Raw genomic sequence first — 21,336 nt, 5'->3', positions numbered from 1 at the left:
ACATTTATTTCTCTCGAAGTTCCCCTATCGGGAGACGAATCGTCACTGTTAGCCCCTCGTCCGGCTCATTATGAAAATGCAGACCATACGGATAACCGAATGTCATGCTAAGCCGTTCTTGGACATTGCGCAGCCCCAGATTGTTCAAACCTTTATAAGGATTAGGCGTCCCGGTCTCTTCCGTCAGCAAGGCAAGCTTCTCCGGAGTAATCCCTGGTCCTGTATCCGAAACCTCAAGCAGTACACTACCCGCCTCCGTATTTTTCCCGGAGACAATGATATGATTAACCTCTTTTTTAGTGAGCCCATAGAAAATACTGTTCTCCACCAATGTAATCAACGTTAGCTTCGGGATTGCCGTGTTAAAGTAGATCTCCGGGACGGCAATGTCCATCTCGAATACATCCCCGTACCTGAGGTTCATAATCTGAACATAGTTTTCCAATTGCCGAAGTTCATCCTCAACCGTCACAATATCTCCGACCTTGTCCGTTGAATATTGCAGCAGCCCCATCAGCGACCGAATCATCTCACACATTTCATCTGTTTGTCCGGTTTCCCCCAAGCAGTATATAGCATTAAGTGTATTATTAAGAAAATGGGGGTGAATCTGCGATTGCAGCACCTTCAGCTCATGATGCCGCTTCTTCTCCTCCGCTACCCGCAAGTCATCAAACAAGGACTTGATATTGCCCATCATGCTGTTGAAGCCGTCGGCAATATGCGTGAACTCATCGTTGCGCTTCAGTTTGATCCGAGCTTCCAATTCGCCGCGTGCAGCTGCCTTGAATTGTCGAGTTATGGCTGTCACGGGCTTGCGGATGTAGTTCGTAATCCACACGGAAACGATCACTGCCAGAATAATGGCGATTAGAAGCACCAGCACCAGCTGTTTCTTGAGCGAGTCCAGTAAAGGAAACGCCTGCGATTCCTCGATGACGGAGAAAACAAACCAATCCCAGCGATTTTGATTACTGCTAAGCACCGTATAGTTTCCAAAGGAGGTGTGAACGGTGTTGTAAGCCGTCCCGCTTTTCAGGGTTAAGGCTTGCAAAGCATCCTTCATTTGCAAATGATCCTGAAACGTCTTCGGATATGCGAGATACGTGTTCGTTGACAAATAATCGCCTTGGCCCGTAAATAGATAGATTCGTCGCTGCTCACCTTGAATGATCTGAGGACCGGTTAGCGCATTCAAATTCAAATCCAGCGCAACGACGCGGTTTCCATCGATTTGTTTAGAAACCGTTATAACGGAACGCTCGTTGATTGAATGTGGGGGACTCCACCAGAAGCCCGTTTTGCTTGTCTGAGTTTTGATTTCCTCGATTCGCTCGGGAGTGATATAAAATCGATATCCGTAGGGAGAGCTAATCTTCACTTTGTCATATTCGATCAGATAAATACTATGAATCTGTTCTTGATGGTACGTCATGATATTATCGATCAGTTCCATATAGTCGGCTTCTTCCATTTTATTGTATAGAACCGGATTGGAGAGAAAGATCAGTTGACTTTGTATGGAATTCATTAATGTTTTAATATAATTTTCAACCTGCACGACGGAGCCCTGCAGCACTTCTTCGTTGTTTTGCCTGATCGGCTCAAAAAGCCGCTGGTATCCGAAAATGCCGATCACCAGAAAAAGTACGATTACTGACAAAAAAGTAAGGATAAACAGCTTGGTGCTGACGCTGGAAGTGAAGCTTTTCCCTCTTATTCGACGAATCATGCAAGATCACTCCCCTATCCTATGAGGATACAGCAAAGCCCCCGATGATCGAGGGCTTGTGACTTTCAAGTATTATAGCATGGTCAATACTTCTTTGTACCATAATTTTCATATTCAATCATTTGCGCTCACTATTACCCCTTGACGGAACCTAGCAATGCACCTTTGACAAAATATTTTTGCAGGAACGGATAGATGATCAGGAGCGGTAATGTCGCTACAACAACTACGGCCATCTTGATCGTTTCCGGAGGCAGCGCGTCAAGAGCCAATGAATTAATCGACAGCTCAGAGCTGACATTCGGCGCTTGAATCATGCTTCTTAGCACGACCTGCATGGGCATAAGTGTTTTGTCGGAAATATAAAAAATACCTTTGAAATATTCGTTCCAATGCGTAACTCCGTAAAACAAACCAATCGTAGCCATAATGGGCGCCGACAATGGAAGGACAATGCGAAATAGTGTCTGTATATCTCCGCAACCGTCCACCTTAGCTGCCTCCTCTACTTCTGCCGGGAGGTTTTCAAAGTACGTTTTGACAATCAATAAGTTAAAGGTGGATACCATTCCGGGAATAACGAGCGCCCAAACCGAATCGTACAATCCGAGACTGCGAACCATAATGTAAAGTGGAATAATACCACCGCTAAAAATCATCGTGAATACGAGCGCCATCAGAATAAAATTACGGCCTGGAACAGACCTCTTGGATAGCGGATACGCCAGAAGCGTGGTGACCACCAGATTCAAAGTCGTGCCTACTACCGTGATGAATACGGTAATTTTCAACGCCTGAGGAATACGGGCGCTCCCGAATATTTCTTTGTAAGCTTGAAAGGTAAAATGCTCGGGCCAAATAACGAATCCACCATTCTTCATGACTTCTATATAAGGAGTCAGCGAAACGATAGCGACATAGTAAAGCGGAAACAAAGTGATGAGGGCAAACAGGGTTAGAACGGTATTTATCGCCACATCAGCTATCTTATCCCCTTTTGACTTTTGGAGTACGAATGACATCGTAATACCCCTCCTTTTCCAAAATGCAATCTACCATATGCCGGAACCCCCGACTTTCTTGGCCAGTTTGTTTGCCCCTATAACTAAAACGAGCCCTACCAAGGATTTGAAAACACCCATAGCTGCTGCAACGCCAAACTCCAGACGCTCGAAGCCATATCGATAAACCCATGTATCCACAATATCCCCGACATCATACACCCGGGCATTCAAGAAGATGAAAACCTGATCGAAGCCTGCATCCAGTATGCCGCCGATTCTAATAATCAGCAGAAGCACGAATACATCACGGATACCAGGCAACGAAATATGCCAGAGCTGACGCCAACGTCCTGCACCATCCACGACGGCAGCTTCATAAAGTTCCTGGTTGATGGATGCCAAAGCCGCCAAATAAATGATGGCTCCGAATCCGGTATTTTTCCAAATTTCTGTAAGTACCAGCATCGGTCTAAAGAAATCATTGTTCGTCAATAAATCAATTTGTCCCCATCCCATATCGCGTACATAAGTACTGATCAATCCGGAGCCCGGAGCAAGAAAAGAAAATGCTAATCCATATACGATGACCCAGGATAGAAAATAAGGTCCATAAGTTATGGTTTGTACCGCTCGTTTGAACCAAAGTACCCTTACTTCATTCAACATGAGTGCAAGGATAACATCAGGCACCATGTTACCTACAATTTTGTAAATACTGATTAACAGCGTGTTTCTCATGATTTGCAAAAATTCAGGATTATCGAAAATAACTCGAAAATTATCAAAGCCGACCCAAGGACTTCCCCAGATGCCCTTCATCAAGTTGTAGTTCTGAAAAGCTATCAAGGTTCCCGCCATTGGAGCAAAATGAAACAGAATATAATAGACCAGTCCAGGTATCATCATGAGGTAGAACCATCTGCTGTAGTAAATGCTTCGTAGCTTACCTTGGCTCACCGGGCGTGTTGCTGTAGGTTTCTCTTTCATTGCAGTTGTGGTTTCCGCCATCGCCATATCCTCCTAGCCGTATCTCTGTTGGAAGGCAGAAGGAACCCATGAACAACCCAGGGTTCCCCTCGATGCCTTGACACGTTTATTTAAATTCGTTAAGTTTCTTATCTTTCAGAACGGAGTTCAATTGTTTGGTATACTCTGTGAAGATTTCTCTTCCTTTGAACTTTGTCATCAGTTCTTCACGGTATTGCGGCCAATTTTTACCGCTCTTGTCTTCAAGAACTGCTTTGGCATGGAATTTGCTCATTTCTTTACGGAAATCCCCGATGTTGATGCCTGCAGGCGGAACTAAGCTTACAGGAGGCAATGCGTTATGTTTCGGGAAGCCTTCGACCGTTTTCAGAATCGCACGGTCATGCTCGGAAACACGGGAATCAATCAGTTCCAATCCAAGTACATTAGGTTCTTCCGGTGTAAATGCAGCATATACATTCAGCCAGTTGCCTGCTTTGGCGATATCAGCTTCGAAAGCTGCAACATTTAAGGTTATCTTGTTGCCAGATTTCGTGTAGTGCTTACCTTCTTGACCAAAGTGAGTCAGTAAGAAACCTTCTTCACTTTCAAGCCAGTTGACGATTTCCAAGGAACGCTTCACTTTGTCCGGACTCTTATCGGCTGTAGCTTTGCTTATCAAGAACGTATCTGTAGGAACGTTATATTTCCACATGATCGGCTTGTCGAGCGGATAGATTGGCTGCCAATTGGCTTTTGGATCAAGAGCTTTCGTACGGTTTTGTACACTTGTAGCAACACTGTCCAGAGCTACTGTTTTGTCGCCTGCCGTGAAGAACATCCCGACTCTGCCTTGAGAAGCTTTATCAAAATGAGCTGGCGGTTTGTTCAGGAACCAGTCGGGATCTACGATTCCAGCTTTGTTCCATTCCACCACTTGATCGATAACACCTTGAACTTTAAGATCCGTACGATTGTCTACATAGCTATTGTCTACGATCATGAAATCAGCTACAAAACCGTTGTTCAACCATTGCGGGAAGTCAAATGGAAGATTTTGCCCGCTGCCTGCTGCAGTAAAGCCATAAGTATCCTGCTTGCCATTGCCATCCGGATCTGCTTTCGTGAACTGGGTTAATACGTTGGTCAGATCCGCGTAAGTTTCGGGAGACTTCAACCCCAGCTTATCGAGCCAATCTTGGCGAATATACCAGGAAGCATAGGTGTTACGTGAGAAAGGCACCATACCGCGAGTGAACTCACCCTGTTTGAGTTGGTAAGCATCTACTTCTTCTTTCGTTACCCACTTGAAATAATTAGGCATCGTTTCTTTCGTAATGAATGTGCTCAGGTTCGCGGTTATACCGTCGTTAATATACTTCTGGGACTCGGCACCACCGGCGATGAACAGATCAGGAGCACTTCCGCCCGCCAAGGTAGCATTCAACTTGTCATGATATTCTTTGCCTGTCACCATATAATCGATTTTCAAATCAACGTTAAATTTCTGTTCAATCGCTTTTTTAACGAAATCTTTGTCTGCGGAAGGCAGTGTCACATTCCCCATAAGTCCACTCATAACGGACCAGTTAAGCGATAGCTTGGCCGGTTTAGCGTTTCCTGTTGACTTTGTAGTTTCTGTTGTTGTTGCTTTGTTGTCCGAGCATGCTGTAAGCGCAAACATTGTAGCAAGTCCTAGCACTACCAGTTTTTTCATTTGATTAACACCCTCCTGTTTATATACGGTCCGTAAACATTTACCCCCTGTAAAAGCTAAATGAAGACGTTTACTTGACTTCATTATAGGTCCGCCCAACTAACGAAACTAGCAGACTATTTCAAGAAATAGTGGTCATAATACAGAAATGACTCATTAATTTACACAAAAAAAATGCAGCCCTATGGACCGCATTCTGATAAACGTTCCTGATAAAATTGTAATACGCTTTGTCATTTATTGCCATCATTCAATTTTTTTCGACATAAATTTACTCCTTAAAAGAACAATAATAAATAAAATGGGAATGTACGCATAAATAAAATAAAAGCCTATTTTGGAGCTAACTGTTGACAACTGACTAATGCTAGATCGATCTTTAAAGAACAGCAAGAGCATTACCATAAATCCAGCTAGAAAAATAAGTAAGCTTGTTCGGTGTTTCATTTGGACCGCGGTTTTCAACCCTCTGCAGGCGACCCAAAGAAAAATGGAGACAGTCGCTAGTATTTTAAGAAACCAGATTGAAATCACGATGTACTCTAATCGTTGTATGAGTGGTATTTCGATAATCTTGAGCATCGTTAACGTTGGCCAAATGATATGTTTCATCTGCCCTTGACTGAAATACATAAAAGCAATGAGAGTGATTACTAAGTAAATGAAAGTGCTACAGAAAACAGCTAGCTGCGCCCATTTGTAAGACTGTTTTGGTGTTTGAACCAACGGATAAATAATTAATATGGCTTCAAAACCAGTAAATTGAAACATCATGGTTTTGATGGAAAGTAACATGTCTTCGACTGAACTTACATGGAGGGGGAGCAAGTTTCGAGGATGTATGTACCTTAATACGAAAAATAAAAGGGGAACAACTACGAGGTATGGAAGTACGATACCCCAAAAACTCATCCCGGTAACCGTACGAAATCCACCAGAGATCGTATAGTAAATGACGACAATGAAAACGAAGCTAACCGGATACATGCTCATTGAGGGAAAAAGCCACACTTGGATAATTTCAATAAAAACTCTAAAAACACTAAATGCTACCAAGAAAAAATAAAACACCACACAACCATTGATTAGCTGTCCAACAATTCTACCAAAACAGGCTCTATTCAGTGATATTAGATCTGAATTTAGCGGATCTGTGGACAGCAAACGATAAAAGATCCATACAAGGATATGAATGGAGATCCCGGCCAAAAGAACAGAAATCCACGAACTATAGCCCCCGTGATTAATAAGCTCTCTTTGGAAATTCATGATGCCGACCCCAATCATACTGCTATGAATAAGGAAAAAAACGAGATAGGGGGATATGGTATGGGATTCCTTTTCCAATCTACTCGCCAACTCCCGTCTGAATAATATGAACGTGCACTTTTACATTCGTCTTTATTTGATCATACGTAGCTGCATAAAAGTCCTTTTCTTCCCATCGTAATGATTTACTTCTTACCAAATCACCGAATCCTAAAGGATCTACCTTATTTTTTTGACAAAAAGAAATAAAGCTTTGAATTTCTTTTTCAAAATAACTAGCGATAGTTTGTTCAAGCCCTCTTAGTTGCTTCTCTTGTAACAAATCAATTTTATTAGGTACATCTTTGACTTGCAGCTTTAAATTCACTTTGATTGAAATCATAGGGTTTGGCGAAATTTGATCAACGGAAAACTTAATTTTAGAGCCGATACTGTGTATTAAAATAAATTCATCCCTACCGGATTTGGAGCCATTCAACGGATACATATAGCTGCCATTTTTCGAATTATCCATTAACATTTTCAAAATAAATGCTTGTTTCATACTAACCGTGGCTACTAATCTGTCGAATGAGAACAAAGCTATACCATCTATTTTTATATTTCCATGTTCGAGAATGAGATAAGGTAAAAAGGGATCCCGACCTTCACCATAATGTGCAAACAAAAAACCATGTAGATTCATCATGGGTAAATTTCCGTGGGTTATATTCTGTCTAATCATCCCTGATATATAGAAAGGATCCTTGTATTTTTTCGAGGCAGTTAGTAATTCGGAAGCATCCTTTTCTGCAACCCCAAGATGTACGCGAGTTCCAATTTTGGCATCTCGACATAAACTATGTATGACAGAATCAATTCCTTCTTGTGAGTAGGTTTTCCCAAATAAGACCATCCTCAATTGACCATATTCAATAGGATCATTTGTTTTCGTATTTAGCCTAGGGATGATATCGTAATAGGAATTCGATCTCGTCTCCAAAATCTCCAATTGAGCTTCATTTTTCTTTTCAAAAATAGGATATAGAACAACGCTCTTAACGCCACCATCCGATAAATCATAACCGATCGATTGGACAATTTTTATTTCATCTACTAGCTTCTGATTCGCACAAGCGGATATCAAGGTCATACATATAAGGCTTAGACAGACTTTTAGGAGATGCATCTTTTACCCCACACATTGTCAACTCATTCTTCATCAAAATCTTTTTTCTTATTCGATTTAGGTTTATAGCGTAAAGATGATTTTGGTTTCAGATAACCTGGTCTTGACTTCGTTATCTCATAGGAGGGTCGAATAAAGCTGTCTTTGAGATCTTTCATTCTTAGTGGATAGACAGGCACAGTGTAAGGGATACCTAGCGACTTTAGCCGTGTAACATGGATTAGTAATAGGCAAATCCCGATGACAATCCCCAAATTGCCCCAACAGGCAGCTGATAAAATAATAGGGAAACGTAAAAAACGTATCGTATTTGACATCTTATAGATGGGGGTCGTGAACGAGGCTAATGCGGATAAAGCCACAATAATAAGCAAAATATTACTTGTTAATGCCGCTTCAACTGCCGCTTGTCCGATAACGATCCCTCCGACTATACCTAACGTTTGACCAATCTTTGTTGGCAACCTTGCTCCTGCTTCTCGAAGAAATTCAATCGTAGCCTCCAGAAAGAGCACTTCAAGTACCGGAGGAAAGGGAACATTTTGCCTAGAAAAAATCAGTGGACCTAATAAACCAATTGGAATCATTTCATAATGGTACGTCGTTAGAGCGACATAAATCGATGAAGCAAATACGGAGAAAATGACGCCCGAAATGCGGAAGAGCCGAAAAAATGATCCCAACACCCATGGCAGATAGTAATCTTCCGGAGATACAAAGAAATCAAAAAGCGTCGAGGGTCCCGTAATAAAATAAGGCGAGCCATCACTAACGATGGCAACTTGGCCGTAAATGAGACCATACACGACACGATCCAACCGTTCCGTTGATACAAAAAGTGGAAATGGTGTCCACGAATTATCCGAGATGATTTGTTCCAATTGCGAAGAATCAAAAATAACATCGAAATCAAAATCTTGTAAACGCTGTTCGACCATCCTCAGATTCTCTTCATTCGTTACGCCATCCATATAAACAATCGCAACTTTGGTATTTGAAACAGTACCTAAGGTTAATTCCTTAACAATTAAATTGGGAATATTGATTTGTGTTCGTAATAGATGAATATTAATATCCATCTTTTCTACAAATCCTACTTTAGGACCTACAACACTAAATTCATTTTCGGTTGTGTTATGATCTCTTGAACCTTCACTGGATGAGAACCTGATTAAAGCACACTTGAGATCATTCTCGTGTATTTGAACAATCGCATACCCTTTTAACAGGCTGCTTTGAATGACTTTGATATCCTCAGTGATAATAATTTGGTCGATTGGAATCCAAGCCGAAATCTCTTCAATGGCAGTGATTTCAACCTCACAAGCACGAAGCTGCAAGGTATGAATCAAATTATGCTGCAGTAAATGATCATCGATCAACGTCTTGTAATAGGAAATACTTAACTTTTGAAGAGGGAGCTCGATAAAACTCTTTATAAAATCACTGGATAGAGCTGCTACTTTCATTAATTGTTCAAAACTGTTAAATTCCGTTCTTACTTTATTCTCTTGTGCAGGTTTCTCTTTCCTCATCTTTTTGAGATCTTTCCACAATAACTTCAGTGTTCTGTTCATGAATTAGAATCACCTCAATAAGAAACAACTAACATAATTTACCTTCATTCACTTTATGTTTTGCAAGGAAGTTGATTTTTATGCTTTTCTTGTCCTTTTTAAAAAAATAAACCCCATGCCCGCTGGGTGCGCGAGAATCAGGATTTTTAGCTTACGCTTATGGACAGGTGGAGTCGTTCTTGTGAAGGAAGCTGGGCTTAGGTAGCTATTGATGTTGCACTTTTTACCAACAATTCACACACCAAAAGGCTCTATTGCAGGTTGGAGTTGTATTTCGTACAACATTTCGACCCCTATTTGATGCTAATTGACCTATTGGGGTCCCAATTGTTGTACTTTTTACATCATCACAGGGGGAGCGACCTCATGGTTGTCAGTTGGAAGTAAACATGCCAGGGAATTGGCTTGCAATATTGCTTAAAAATGAAGCCATTAGCACAAAAAAACCTCCTATCCGGTCACCGGAAAGGAGGTTTTGGGGATTATTGTTCACGCTTAGGAGCTAATTCAATCGCTTGCTTCAAAGCTTCCTTCAGGCTTTGCTCATCGGCAATGCCTTTGCCGGCGATGTCAAAAGCCGTACCGTGGTCTACACTGGTTCTAATGATCGGAAGTCCGACGGTAATATTAACACCGGCTTCCAGCCCCAATACTTTGATCGGGCCGTGCCCTTGATCATGATACATGGCAACTACGATGTCAAAGTCTCCGCGCGTAGCTCGGAAGAATAGCGTATCCGCTGGTAGAGGTCCGACGACTTGAATGCCTTCATCCTGTGCTTTCTTGACACCAGGGACGACTTTTTCATCTTCTTCCCCATAGCCGAAGAGACCGTTCTCTCCCGCATGTGGATTAATACCGCAAACCGCAATTTTAGGTGCTGTGTATCCGGCTTTTTGCAGCGTTTCGTGTGCCATACGGATTACTTTATAAACGCGATCCGGGTTAATCATACGGACTGCATCCAGAATTCCGACATGTGTCGTGACATGAATGACTTTCAGCTTCGGAGCGGAAAGCATCATAGAGAAATCCTGTGTGCCTGTCAAATCTGCCAAAATTTCAGTGTGCCCTGGATAAATGTGTCCGCCTTTATGCAAAGCTTCTTTATTTAACGGTGCAGTGCAAATCGCATCAATCGCTCCCGCGTTAGCAAGCTCAATCGCTTGTTTCAAATACATGAAGGCTGCATGACCGGCTTCTTTGGACACTTGACCGATGGGAAGATCGGCCGACAATAGGTTCAAATCAAAGCAGTCAACAATGCCGTGCTCGAATTGGGCTTCCGTAACGGAGGCAATCTGACGAACGCGCAAACCCGTTTGAACGAATTGATCGGCTCTCTCCAGAATTTTGGCGTCTCCAATAACGAATGGTCGACATGTCTCGTAGATCTGTGCATCTTTCAACGATTTCATGATGATTTCCGGACCTACACCCGCGCCATCACCCATTGTTATGCCTATGATTGGTCTATTCATTAGCGTATTCTCCCTTTAACACTTTTTTAGCGTTCGATAAGCTATTTTCATTCCCGAAAGCTCCGGCTTTCGTTACAACCCAAACGGACGTTTCGTTTGTAAGGAGGCCAAGCGGGATCCCGGGTTCAATTTCTTTGATCAGTTGGATACTAGAGACGCCTAAATGCCTGCAAACGGCCTTAGCTGTATCTCCGCCTGTCAAAATAACCCCTTGCAATTGTGCGCTTCGAATCACTCCAGAAGAGATCTCCCCTAGAATATCCGCAATTTGATTGGACACGGCGGTAGCGTCAAAGCCTCTTCGAGAGCCGGTCTCTTTCGTCAGCATCACTTGTTCCGGCGAAGAGCTTGCATACAGAGAAGCATCGAAACCACTGGCCAATGCATCCTGAAGTTCTGCCCTGCAGCGCAAGATTTCTTGCCTTAACCCCTCTTCAGAAGATATGGCTTCAACCGTATTTAATTCAATCGCTATGACCTGCGATTCTAAGTTGTACGCAGCCACTTGTTGACGAGTTACCTTTGAAATACTCCCTGCGACTAAAAGCACAGGACTCTTGGAAGAAGGCAGCTGCCCAGGATCGTTTGACTGAACTGGAAGCGACAGTGCCTTCGGAAGGTAATCTGCCAGTCCAGCGGAACCTGCCCAAAGCATGTTATAGTTGCTCTCGGCCAACCACTCAGCAATATGCTGCATATCCTCTTCAGTTACAGCATCGAATAGGATAAGTTCAGTCTTCGCTTCCAGCATTGATTGTATGTTTTCGTATAATTGATCTTTGCCTGCATGTAAAATATCTAAAGAAATAAGTCCGACCTTACGCTTTGATTGTGCAGAAAACAGTTTAACTAAATCTGACTCTTTCACAGGGCATTTCGGGTCATTTGCGATTTCAGTTTGACTGACCGGTACCCCATTCAAGTAATGAATCCCTTGTGAGGTCGTACGTCCGATCCTCGGAAATGCTGGAGCTACAACCGCGAAATCAAAAGGGATGGTGTCCATGACAGCGTCAATTTCAATCCCTAAATTTCCGCGAAGTGTCGAATCCATCTTCTTGTAAACCTGCTTGAAGCCTGCCTGTTGGACTTGAAGCGCAGCTTCTTTTACGTTTGAGTAGGCAACTTCTCGAAGGGCGGAACGGCTGTCGGTATCTACCACGACAGCCTCCATTGCCTGTTTTTGTTTGGATACTTGTTGGATATCGAAGATGACTTGCGTTTGCAGACCTTTTCTTGCAAATTGAACACCTGAATCAGAAGCTCCAGTCAAATCATCTGCAATGATGGCAATATGTTTCATAGTGTTATTCCTCCAATGCAAATCTCTCTCTAGTTGATTTGACTCTTAACTCCAATTCTTTTGGCATACCAAGCTGTTACAATTGGTACAAGGATTGCTGTTACAATAACGCAAGATGCAACCAGTGCTGTCGCTGAAGGAACAAGCGGAGCATACACGGCATTCGCTGCAGCAACCGCGGCAGGTACACCTGCAGCATTACCGGCTGTAGAGGCTGCCGATAAACCGGCAATTCCGTTTCCGCCGATTAAGCGGTCCGTCAGCGCCAGAGTGATTCCCGTGATGGTAACAACGGCTACACCAAGCAATACGCCAAGGAAACCAGCTTTCCATACCGTCTGAAGATTAAGCCCTGCACCTAAAGCGAAAGCGAAGAATGGAACCAGGACAGGAACGGCCTTGGAAAGGAACTCACGCATGTCCTTATCTAAATTTCCAAGGATCATACCAACGATCAGCGGCAAAATCGCTCCGACAAATGTCTGCCAAGGGAAAGCGGCCAAGCCTGCAACACCTAGTGAAATCATTGTAAAGAAAGGGCCGGATTCTAAACTCATAACGGAGTAAGCGCCAACATCTTCCTTCTTGCCGAATTGGCCCATCAAGGCCATGTACAATCCGCCGTTCGTGTCATTCATCGCAGCTACGATGGCCAATACGGAGATACCTGCGAAAAAGCCTTCGGTAATCATGCCATTGCCCAAGAACTTGGCAGCTATGAATCCAACGATTATCGCTGTCAAAATCTTAGTGCCTAGCAGGGTTCCACCCTTTTTCAAAATGTATGGGGTTGCTTTAAAATTGATGGTCGATCCCATACAAACATAAAACACAGCTAGGATAGGCAGTGAACCTGTCATAAGCGCCCCAGTGAATGAGCCAAATGTTTTCCCCATCGTTGGGAATAATGTAGTTAAGATAGCCCCTAAAATTAATGGAACAATCATCATGCCCCCAGGAATCCTATCGATTGTTGCTTTTATTCTCATGATGCTTCCTCCTAAGAAGTATAATTGAGCTTCTGCTTAGTTGCAATTTGCAACATAATTATATCGAATTGCTCATGAGATGATTATAAGACAGGTTAACACCTATAACAACGGGGTAGATCGTTTAATATTGCAACACATCTTTCAGCTTTCGCCATAATGTAGATCGATTAATCCCTAATCGTTTCGCTGCTTTTGATTGATTCATTCCTTCTTTTTGCAATATTTCCAGTAAAATGCGCTGCTCGATTTCATCCCAGGTCCCGGACAAATTTAGGGAAGCTGTATGACCAGATATCTCCGATTGCAGAGATTCCTTTACTTTAAGCCATCCGTCCTTCGCTTCCTTTAGTCCAATATAATGCCCGTTGGTACAAGCAAGCATGCTTTCGATGACTAATCTCAGCTGCTGGATATTGCCTGGCCACAATTTGTTCATCAGATCGTCTTCCAATACCTCCTGCCGAATGCCTACAATTTGCTTGCCATGCCGAGAATTGTAGTTGGCAATTAAGACACGGGCGATCTCGCCAATATCCTCCAAACGTTCGCGAAGCGGGGGCAACTGCAAATACATGTCCATGAAGGAACGGACAAACGGTTGATCCATCTCATCTTTCTTGAGCATAAGTTTGATCGGATGCGGACATGCCACGATGAGACGGGCGTGTATCCCCGTCGTAAGTGTCGATAGGAGCTTCTGCTGCAGCGTAGAGCTCACATGTTGAATTTGGTCCAGACATATCGTTCCAACCGATTCCTTAAACAGCAAGCCCGGGTAAATATTCGTGCCGAATAGTACAGCATCGAGTTCAGCTTCGGAGAGTTGTTCGCAAGGAATGATATATAGTTCATCGGTGGAATTCGGGCTGGCCGTATGGATGGCTTGGCAAAAAAGCTGCTTACCGCTCCCCTCTTCGCCGGTTATCCAGATTGGATGATGTGTAAGTGACATCGTTTTGGCACGTTTGATGGCTTGATGAATGACACTGCTTGAGCCCATAATCTGGGCAAAGCTGGCCATGCGTTCGGTTATTTGAAAATTAAAGGTGACAGGGCTGTTCATTTTACCCTCCGCAGAATACAAATAAACAAGATATTTGTAGCCTGCATGGCTTTGCATAGAGGGTACAATGATCTCAATGCTGACCTGCCGCTTCTGGAACCATTTCGTTTGTTTATTGGCGCCGTCCGCAGGACTTTTGGAAGCCTCCTCCAAATAACGAGCCCATACCGGATCAATCCCTGACAGATTCATGCCTCTTATGACCGAGGTGTTGTACCCCAATAGGGATGCTGCCGCTTCATTTGCATAAATAATGCTGCCGCCTTTATCGATCGCCATGACGCCGCTGCGGTGGTGTTCCAATATATGTTCGAATAAATTCTCTCTTTCTTGAGCTTTCAGGACCACATCATAAATCCGTTTGAGCTCGCTGAGCGCTTCGAGTACAGACTCGCGGCCGCTTGTAATTAGAATGCCGTTATAGCCCATTTCTTCTGCTGTTTTGACCGTGACTACGTCGCCCAGAACAATTTGGACCCCTTGCTCAAAAGCCGTTTGAAGTGCTTGAGGAACATCAGCCGCCTGCTCGATCGAATAAATCGGTATATCAAAGTCGAGAAGGCTGGATACTTCCGCCACGCCGCGGCAAATATTCGGAAAACCGATGATCGCAACCTTACTGTTCGCATTTTTAACCAATGTAAGCACTCGCAAAATATCGTAACCAGACACTGGAATATCGACTACAGGTGTCGTTACATGACTTCGAATTAGCGTCGAGGTTCCGCCGCGGCTTAAAATCACGTCGTAACGATCTTTGGCCGATTGAACGATCGGAATCGCGTTGTGCAGATCGGCTACCTCGACATCTATGTGAATACGCGTATCTTCGTTAGCCATACTCTCAAGTAAACCCTTTAAACCCTGATATGGGGCTATTGCCAGTACTCTAATTTGCATAAAGTGTTTCCTTTCCAAGAAAATAGTGAATAGTCATGTTGCATATTACAACATCACGTAGATAGTATACAATCCCCCCACGTATTATGGCCAATTTCTAGGTGGATATCTATTTTTTGCATCAATTCCGGTAAAAAAAAAAAAAAAAAGGGAAAGCCCGCTGCTCATGTATGCAGTCGGGCCTTCCCTTTTTTTGTTTTAAGTTTTGTATACGGTTATTATATTTACCGCTAATTAGTCCCGAACGAAACGAAAATGTATCTATGGTATCCGCAAACGCAAGAATCACCCGGATTGCTGGGATAACATGCGTGCTTTTATAGCTATCACTAAGCTATGTTTTACGTTTCTTCCCCTTTCAAACTTTCATCCATAAATGAGAGAAATGATATGAAGATAGTTTCTCAGATTTAGGAGGAAAGTCTAGCAAATATTCCCGCGGAAAATCAATAAAATAGTCGAAATAGGAAATATATGGGTCCAAATACGCAGGACTAAAAGCACTTACTAGAATAGTCAAACTATTATAAATTTTAATATACCAATGGTTAAATTAATAGGTTGGTTTCATACTCTATTATGGGAGGTTTCATTTTGAAAAAAAGCACCTTGAAAATCACTAGACTATTACTAGCAACGAGTTTAACAGCAGGGCTTTTCACAACATCATCTGCATTCGCAGCAGGATCCGACTATCAAGAGGCAATTGAAGCACCGCCGGTAGATTTTAATATTTTAGACGATGAGCGTTTGGCAAAAGGGTTAATGGACAGAGGGCTGTTAAGCAAAAGTGCTACGCCTGAACAGATTGCCAAAGCCGTCAAATCATACGTATCAGCTAAAAACAATAAAATTGTTAAATCAAAAGAAGACACAAATCAGGATGAAATAGATAAAAAGTCAAAGGATTTTATAGCTAAGCAGAAAACCAAGCTGTTTTCCCAACTGAACAAAGGCCAAGAGAACTTTAAAAAAGGAAATCCAAATGGCATACCCGTACCCTCGGCAATACAAGATTCATACAACGGTCCTGTTCGTGAAGATAAAGTACTCGTTCTTTTGACTGAATTCTCTGACTTTAAACATAACAATGTAACACAAGAGCCTGGGTACATGTATGCAAACGATTTCAATCGTGATCATTATCAGAAGCTCATGTTTGGGAATACTGATTTCACCTTATTTGATGGTTCTAAGATCCAAACCTTTAAACAGTACTATGAAGAACAGTCCGGTGGCAGTTATACCGTAAATGGTTACGTATCCGATTGGTTAACCGTTCCTGGTCAAGCTGCCCAATACGGAGATGATAACCCTGCTGGCGGTCACGATAACTTAAACCCTAAGGGGCCTCGTGATCTAGTGAAAGATGCTCTAAATGCTGCAGTAGCAACCGGCCTTAATCTAGCTGATTATGACAAGTTTGACTTATACGATTTGGATGGGGATGGCAACCAAAACGAACCCGATGGTTTAGTTGACCACTTGATGATTATTCATGCAGGAACGGGCCAAGAAGCTGGCGGCGGACAATTAGGCGATAATGCCATTTGGTCTCACCGTTGGACATTAAATGGTGTTTATCCTATTGCTGGCACAACAGCACCAGCGGGGGTCGACTATTGGGGCGGCCGTATGGCTGCATATGACTATACCATTCAACCTGAAGATGGTGCAGTAGGTGTTTTTGCTCATGAATTCGGTCATGACTTAGGACTGCCAGATGAGTATGATACCCAGTATACCGGACAAGGTGAGCCTGTTGCTTCTTGGTCCATCATGAGCGGCGGTAGTTGGAATGGTAAAATTGCCGGCACAACACCTAGCTCTTTTTCACCACAAAATAAAGACTTTTTCCAAAAAACAATGGGCGGAAACTGGGCAAATGTGAGTGAGATTGATGCCGCAGACATTACGAATTTGGGTACAGCTGCCATCATTGATCAAAGTGTAACGAAGTCGAAAAACCCTGGTATTGTTAAAGTCAATTTGCCGGATAAAGCCGTTCCAGGTATTCAACCTGCATTCGGTGCACGCTATTATTACAGTACAAAAGGCGATAACCTTCATACCACACTTTCGACTCCTGAGTTTGATTTAACCCAAGCACAAACCGCTACTTTTGATTTTAAAACCTTATATGATGTCGAGTTTGAGTATGACTACTTAACGGTTACAGCATCAACTTATAATGAACAAGTTACCCTTGATGTCATTGGTGACAATGATACGAACGGCGACGCACGTGCGGAAACTACAAACGGAGCTTGGGTAGATAAGTCCTACGATTTAAGCCAATTCGTCGGCAAAAAAGTTACCCTTCACTTTGACTACGTCACGGATGGTGGACTCGCATTGAATGGTTTTGCAATGGATAATGCGAAATTAACCGTAAATGGTCAAGTCGTATTCTCAGACGATGCCGAAAGCGCTGCTAAATTTAACTTAGACGGCTTTGTTGTATCGAATGGTATGGAACTTAAGAAGCACTATTACTATCTGGAATGGAGAAACTACGCTGGAGCCGATAAAGCTCTTGCTTACAGCCGTGGTGTCAAATATAATACCGGACTTGTCGTTTGGTATGCAGATGACAGTTATCTAGACAACTGGGTGGGTATCCATCCAGGTCAAGGATTCCTTGGCGTTGTCGATTCTCATTCTGACGCTTTAATATTCAAAAAAGATGGACAGGATTCCGTCGCGCAAACGACACGTTATCAAGTTGCGGATGCGGCCTTTTCCTTGGACAAGACGCCTTCATGGTACATCAACAACCCAACTAGAGGCGAATACAATTATAAATCCTTGCAAGGTGTAGAGGAATTCTCAGATTCCAAAAGCTATATGAACTCATTAATTCCAGACGCCGGACGCCTTGTTCCAAGTTATGGATTGAAATTCCGAGTTGTCGGTGAAGCTAAAGATAATTCTGCTGGATTAGTTTGGATTCATAAGTAATCTTACTAATGTTACGGTAACCAGAATTTGCTGAGGGGAGCGTCGATCTGCTATTTCGTCGAGCCCCTTCAAAATCATGAGGATGCGGAACGTAGAGGCGTTATTCGGGCGAAAAACACCGAAATTAGGAGGATGCGGAACGTAGAGGCGTTATTTCGCGGTATTTGCCTTTGGATCATGCTTTTTTGATCAAATAGCGTCCCCTCGTTCCTCTCATTCGTTTTCAAGCGCAGATTTCCCAAAATAGCGAATCGACGTTCCGCCAAATAGAGATCGGGTTACTTACCCTTGCAATGGACAGAAAAACAAAAAAAATGAGGCGGTAAGATTGACCTTGCCGCCTCATTTTTTTTGTTTTTCTGTGCCCCTTAACTTTCGGGAGAGCCCGCTTTATTTCGTATCCCCTTAACTTTCCATCGACAATATAGACATGGCCTGTTGGATCGTTTCAGCCACAATATGCCCCGCATTTTGTCCAGACGTAAGCATTCTTGTACCTTGTCCTGCCCATAAGGACATGTAGTCAGCATTGCTTTGACTAGCGGCAGCATTCCTAATATCCCGTGTAGCGGTATTTTGCGTAGGAAAAGGAAGTGGCTCTACACCGCTCGCATCCCATTGTCTCATGAATTGGTTTAGAACCCCTCTTGCTGGTCGACCAGAGAACACCTTGGTAATGACTGTACTCTCTTCGGTACTTTTTAATAGTGCCTCCTGGTAGGAGACATGAGCACCTGATTCAATCGCAGTCAAAAAACGTGTTCCCATCTGTACACCTTGCGCTCCGAGTACGAGGGCGGCGACAAGCCCACGACCATCCATTATGCCTCCAGCGGCAACGACAGGAATCTGAACACAATCAACTATTTGCGGTACCAACGCAAACGTTCCGATGTTTGCACCCATAGGATGATTCGAAATGTCGAATGTTCCCCGGTGTCCCCCCGCTTCGCTTCCTTGTGCAACTATGGCATCACAACCGGACTGCTCAGCCAAGATAGCTTCATTAACCGTTGTCACCATGGTGACAATTCGCATGCCAGCCGATTTAGCTTGTCGCACTAGGGGTTCCGGAAGAACACCAAATGCCGTACTAATGACAGGCACTTTTTCTTCCAACACGACCGCAAACTGTTCTTCAAAATGATCCGGAGTTACCACGAGCTCCTCTGTTGCTTGCGTTATTCCAAGTTGGTCTCTTACCTGATTAAGCTGTCGCTGAACTTCCTTCGTTCTTTCATTCTTGTCAGTCATTTGAATTGAAAATAAATTTACCCCAAATGGTGCATCCGTTAGCTGACGAATCTCCTGAATTGCTTTGCGGATTGCACTAGGCGTCATATAGGCAGCCCCTAGCGTCCCAAGTCCGCCTGCGTTAGAGACAGCTGCCACCAACTCAACAGTTCCAGGGCCTCCCGCCATTCCCGCGAGGAAGATCGGATAACGAATATTAAAAATTTTACAAAGGTCTGTTTCAAGTTGAATTCTCATCGTATCCCCCAGAGAGATCTGATTTAAATGCGCTGAAAGCGTTGCGGCCATTCCATCTTCGGATGGAAATTGTACAGCAGCCCCTCTGTATATATAATAGCATTTACCCATAGTGATTTGAAAATCAGAGGCTTTTGATCGAGAAATTGCAGCGGATCGACCGGAACCGAAAGTTAGTAAAGGCTTCAAAGTCACCTTCGAACCCTTTCGGCCAATGCCGCTTCAAGGGATGATCGGGAACACGCCCGCCAGCCTTTACCTGCGCAAAAGTCTCCTGCAGCCACTCCATGGCAGTGACTTCCTTAATCGGGATCACTAAGTTCTCCCAACCTTTGAGAAGGGAACCGTGCTTCCCCCACTCAATGCGCACGATTGGGCGCCCGTCATTTTCATGCGCCTCCTGTACGGCGGCCTGTGATTCGATGACACTACTATGAAAAAAGGTCAGCACATTCGTAACGACTTCCGTGTGTGGATCGTACGCAACCCAAATCTCTTCATGGTCACATGGCTCATAATCGTCAGGGAAATCGTAATCGTCTTCCCAAAACAAATGGTAGCCAATAAGTGGAAGTGTTGGATGATGAACAGCCACCACATCCTTTAGAGGAAAACACTCGAGCGGCGTTGTAAGTAACATCGGGCAAAATTTGCGAATAAAACGAATATCGCGCTCTTCCAGCGGCTGCGGCGGAGCCAACTCCAGCGTACGCTTATACTGCTCGCCCGCGCGTCGTAAATTTCCATCGAGATGGAAATATTCCGCCCGCCAGGCGGAGTATTCGGATTGCTCTGGGCAAACTTGCTGGAGCAGCTCCAATAAAGGAAGGACAGCTTGATAATAGGCGCTTCCCGCTTTAACTTCACCACTCAGCATTTTGGCCGCAAGTGTCTCACTAGCAAGCTTGAATTCATGGGCGTAGATTTCAATCATGAACGCTCACCACGCATCTTTTGCTTCAATTGCACCAAAGCTGTAACATTTCGAGTGGTTATGGAGGCTACGCCAAGATCGGCAACCTGCATCATTAAATCTTCTTCATTCACAGTCCATACATAAACCGGCAGCCCTAGGGATGCGGTATAGTCCATTAGCTCTTGGCTCACGACACTGTAATGGATGTTGATGCCGAAACAGGAGGCTGCAAGTGCATCCTCGCAGGTTTTTACCATAGCATCTCGATATGGAAGTGTTTTAAAAAGGTCGTGGTCGGTATTCAGCAGTTTGCGCATTTCTGCGGCCAATCTCTCTGCTAGCATCGCACGATCCAACTCACAGCCAGATAGAAAAGCTTGCTCCAACATATCATATTGCTTCACCAAAGCAGAGACAGGTTCGATACTCTCGTCCACTTTCAAATCCAAATTCACAACTTTACCCGAAGCTTGGATAAGCGGCAGCATGTCTTCCAGTCTGCAAATTTGAATCGTTTCACGTTGTTCCCCATGAGTGACCTCGAACTGAAGCTCTCTTAAATCTTCAAAGGTCATTTGCGAAATGGACAATTTCAAGCCATCAACGGTAACCCATTCATCATCATGAGCCAAAACTGGGATGCCGTCCTTCGTAACTCTAACGTCTTCCTCGACCACGTCAGCTCCGAGCCTAAGCCCCGTTTGCACGGAATCGAGCGTATGATCAATCGTGTTCATGCTGCCGCAGTGAGCAGTTATGAGCGGAAATCGATAACCCATGCTACAAAACACTCCCT

The 21,336-nt window shown here is 43.7% G+C and carries 15 protein-coding genes; 1 reads left to right on the top strand and 14 read right to left on the bottom strand.

Annotated features, from left to right (window positions below; all coding sequences use genetic code 11):
* Positions 1-4: 4 nt before the first annotated feature.
* The 11 genes from AC58UU_RS31285 to AC58UU_RS31235 form a co-directional block, all read right to left on the bottom strand.
* Positions 5-1,732 (bottom strand): cache domain-containing sensor histidine kinase, encoded by a 1,728-nt coding sequence (locus AC58UU_RS31285; RefSeq protein WP_497321385.1) that lies wholly within the window; start codon positions 1,730-1,732, stop codon positions 5-7.
* A 134-nt stretch (positions 1,733-1,866) separates the two neighbouring features.
* Positions 1,867-2,754 carry a carbohydrate ABC transporter permease gene (locus AC58UU_RS31280; RefSeq protein WP_497321384.1) on the bottom strand — a complete coding sequence of 296 codons (888 nt, stop codon included), beginning with the start codon at positions 2,752-2,754 and terminating at the stop codon, positions 1,867-1,869.
* A gap of 30 nt (positions 2,755-2,784) precedes the next feature.
* Complete coding sequence (locus AC58UU_RS31275; RefSeq protein WP_497321382.1) at positions 2,785-3,744, bottom strand: ABC transporter permease; 960 nt, start codon at positions 3,742-3,744, stop codon at positions 2,785-2,787.
* An 85-nt stretch (positions 3,745-3,829) separates the two neighbouring features.
* Positions 3,830-5,419, bottom strand: coding sequence for a type 2 periplasmic-binding domain-containing protein (locus AC58UU_RS31270; protein ID WP_497321380.1), 1,590 nt, complete (start codon positions 5,417-5,419; stop codon positions 3,830-3,832).
* Positions 5,420-5,665: 246 nt separating this feature from the next.
* The gene (locus AC58UU_RS31265; RefSeq protein WP_497321378.1) at positions 5,666-6,766 is read right to left on the bottom strand and encodes a GerAB/ArcD/ProY family transporter; all 1,101 of its coding nucleotides are present in this window, start codon (positions 6,764-6,766) and stop codon (positions 5,666-5,668) included.
* A gap of 1 nt (position 6,767) precedes the next feature.
* Positions 6,768-7,856: a Ger(x)C family spore germination protein gene (locus tag AC58UU_RS31260; RefSeq protein WP_497321376.1), complete on the bottom strand. Its 1,089-nt coding sequence runs from the start codon at positions 7,854-7,856 to the stop codon at positions 6,768-6,770.
* 23 nt (positions 7,857-7,879) lie between these two features.
* Entirely contained in the window at positions 7,880-9,433 is a 1,554-nt protein-coding gene (locus AC58UU_RS31255; protein ID WP_497321374.1) for a spore germination protein, read from the bottom strand.
* Between the two features lie 482 nt (positions 9,434-9,915).
* Positions 9,916-10,914 carry a 4-hydroxythreonine-4-phosphate dehydrogenase PdxA gene (gene pdxA, locus AC58UU_RS31250; protein ID WP_497321373.1) on the bottom strand — a complete coding sequence of 333 codons (999 nt, stop codon included), beginning with the start codon at positions 10,912-10,914 and terminating at the stop codon, positions 9,916-9,918.
* On the bottom strand, positions 10,907-12,217 hold the full coding sequence (locus tag AC58UU_RS31245) for a four-carbon acid sugar kinase family protein (RefSeq protein WP_497321372.1): 1,311 nt from the start codon (positions 12,215-12,217) through the stop codon (positions 10,907-10,909). The genes pdxA and AC58UU_RS31245 overlap by 8 nt, the downstream gene beginning before the upstream one ends.
* Before the next feature lie 29 nt (positions 12,218-12,246).
* A complete protein-coding gene (locus AC58UU_RS31240) occupies positions 12,247-13,206 on the bottom strand; it encodes a 2-keto-3-deoxygluconate permease (protein ID WP_497321371.1) in 960 nt (319 codons plus the stop codon).
* A 124-nt stretch (positions 13,207-13,330) separates the two neighbouring features.
* The gene (locus tag AC58UU_RS31235; protein ID WP_497321370.1) at positions 13,331-15,172 is read right to left on the bottom strand and encodes a sigma-54-dependent Fis family transcriptional regulator; all 1,842 of its coding nucleotides are present in this window, start codon (positions 15,170-15,172) and stop codon (positions 13,331-13,333) included.
* A gap of 579 nt (positions 15,173-15,751) precedes the next feature.
* On the opposite strand from AC58UU_RS31235, the gene AC58UU_RS31230 reads away from it, so the two are divergent.
* The gene (locus AC58UU_RS31230; RefSeq protein ID WP_497321368.1) at positions 15,752-18,133 is read left to right on the top strand and encodes an immune inhibitor A domain-containing protein; all 2,382 of its coding nucleotides are present in this window, start codon (positions 15,752-15,754) and stop codon (positions 18,131-18,133) included.
* Positions 18,134-18,538: 405 nt separating this feature from the next.
* On the opposite strand, the gene AC58UU_RS31225 is transcribed toward AC58UU_RS31230, so the two are convergent.
* The 3 genes from AC58UU_RS31225 to AC58UU_RS31215 form a co-directional block, all read right to left on the bottom strand.
* Entirely contained in the window at positions 18,539-19,624 is a 1,086-nt protein-coding gene (locus AC58UU_RS31225) for an NAD(P)H-dependent flavin oxidoreductase (RefSeq protein WP_497321470.1), read from the bottom strand.
* A 124-nt stretch (positions 19,625-19,748) separates the two neighbouring features.
* Positions 19,749-20,558: a hypothetical protein gene (locus AC58UU_RS31220; RefSeq protein WP_497321366.1), complete on the bottom strand. Its 810-nt coding sequence runs from the start codon at positions 20,556-20,558 to the stop codon at positions 19,749-19,751.
* A complete protein-coding gene (locus AC58UU_RS31215; protein ID WP_497321365.1) occupies positions 20,555-21,319 on the bottom strand; it encodes a glycerophosphodiester phosphodiesterase in 765 nt (254 codons plus the stop codon). Before AC58UU_RS31215 ends, AC58UU_RS31220 begins: the two co-directional genes overlap by 4 nt.
* Between the last annotated feature and the right edge of the window lie 17 nt (positions 21,320-21,336).

Source organism: Paenibacillus sp. JT22N1, from assembly GCF_059692155.1.
This window is presented reverse-complemented; position numbering and strand designations above follow the sequence as displayed.

What these genes read in the sequence shown, in the direction of transcription:
- AC58UU_RS31285 (WP_497321385.1), bottom strand. Translation starts at nt 1,732, where the DNA reads ATGATTCGTCGAATAAGAGGGAAAAGCTTCACTTCCAGCGTCAGCACC.
- AC58UU_RS31280 (WP_497321384.1), bottom strand. Translation starts at nt 2,754, where the DNA reads ATGTCATTCGTACTCCAAAAGTCAAAAGGGGATAAGATAGCTGATGTG.
- AC58UU_RS31275 (WP_497321382.1), bottom strand. Translation starts at nt 3,744, where the DNA reads ATGGCGGAAACCACAACTGCAATGAAAGAGAAACCTACAGCAACACGC.
- AC58UU_RS31270 (WP_497321380.1), bottom strand. Translation starts at nt 5,419, where the DNA reads ATGAAAAAACTGGTAGTGCTAGGACTTGCTACAATGTTTGCGCTTACA.
- AC58UU_RS31260 (WP_497321376.1), bottom strand. Translation starts at nt 7,856, where the DNA reads ATGCATCTCCTAAAAGTCTGTCTAAGCCTTATATGTATGACCTTGATA.
- AC58UU_RS31255 (WP_497321374.1), bottom strand. Translation starts at nt 9,433, where the DNA reads ATGAACAGAACACTGAAGTTATTGTGGAAAGATCTCAAAAAGATGAGG.
- pdxA (WP_497321373.1), bottom strand. Translation starts at nt 10,914, where the DNA reads ATGAATAGACCAATCATAGGCATAACAATGGGTGATGGCGCGGGTGTA.
- AC58UU_RS31245 (WP_497321372.1), bottom strand. Translation starts at nt 12,217, where the DNA reads ATGAAACATATTGCCATCATTGCAGATGATTTGACTGGAGCTTCTGAT.
- AC58UU_RS31240 (WP_497321371.1), bottom strand. Translation starts at nt 13,206, where the DNA reads ATGAGAATAAAAGCAACAATCGATAGGATTCCTGGGGGCATGATGATT.
- AC58UU_RS31235 (WP_497321370.1), bottom strand. Translation starts at nt 15,172, where the DNA reads ATGCAAATTAGAGTACTGGCAATAGCCCCATATCAGGGTTTAAAGGGT.
- AC58UU_RS31230 (WP_497321368.1), top strand. Translation starts at nt 15,752, where the DNA reads ATGGGAGGTTTCATTTTGAAAAAAAGCACCTTGAAAATCACTAGACTA.
- AC58UU_RS31225 (WP_497321470.1), bottom strand. Translation starts at nt 19,624, where the DNA reads ATGAGAATTCAACTTGAAACAGACCTTTGTAAAATTTTTAATATTCGT.
- AC58UU_RS31220 (WP_497321366.1), bottom strand. Translation starts at nt 20,558, where the DNA reads ATGATTGAAATCTACGCCCATGAATTCAAGCTTGCTAGTGAGACACTT.
- AC58UU_RS31215 (WP_497321365.1), bottom strand. Translation starts at nt 21,319, where the DNA reads ATGGGTTATCGATTTCCGCTCATAACTGCTCACTGCGGCAGCATGAAC.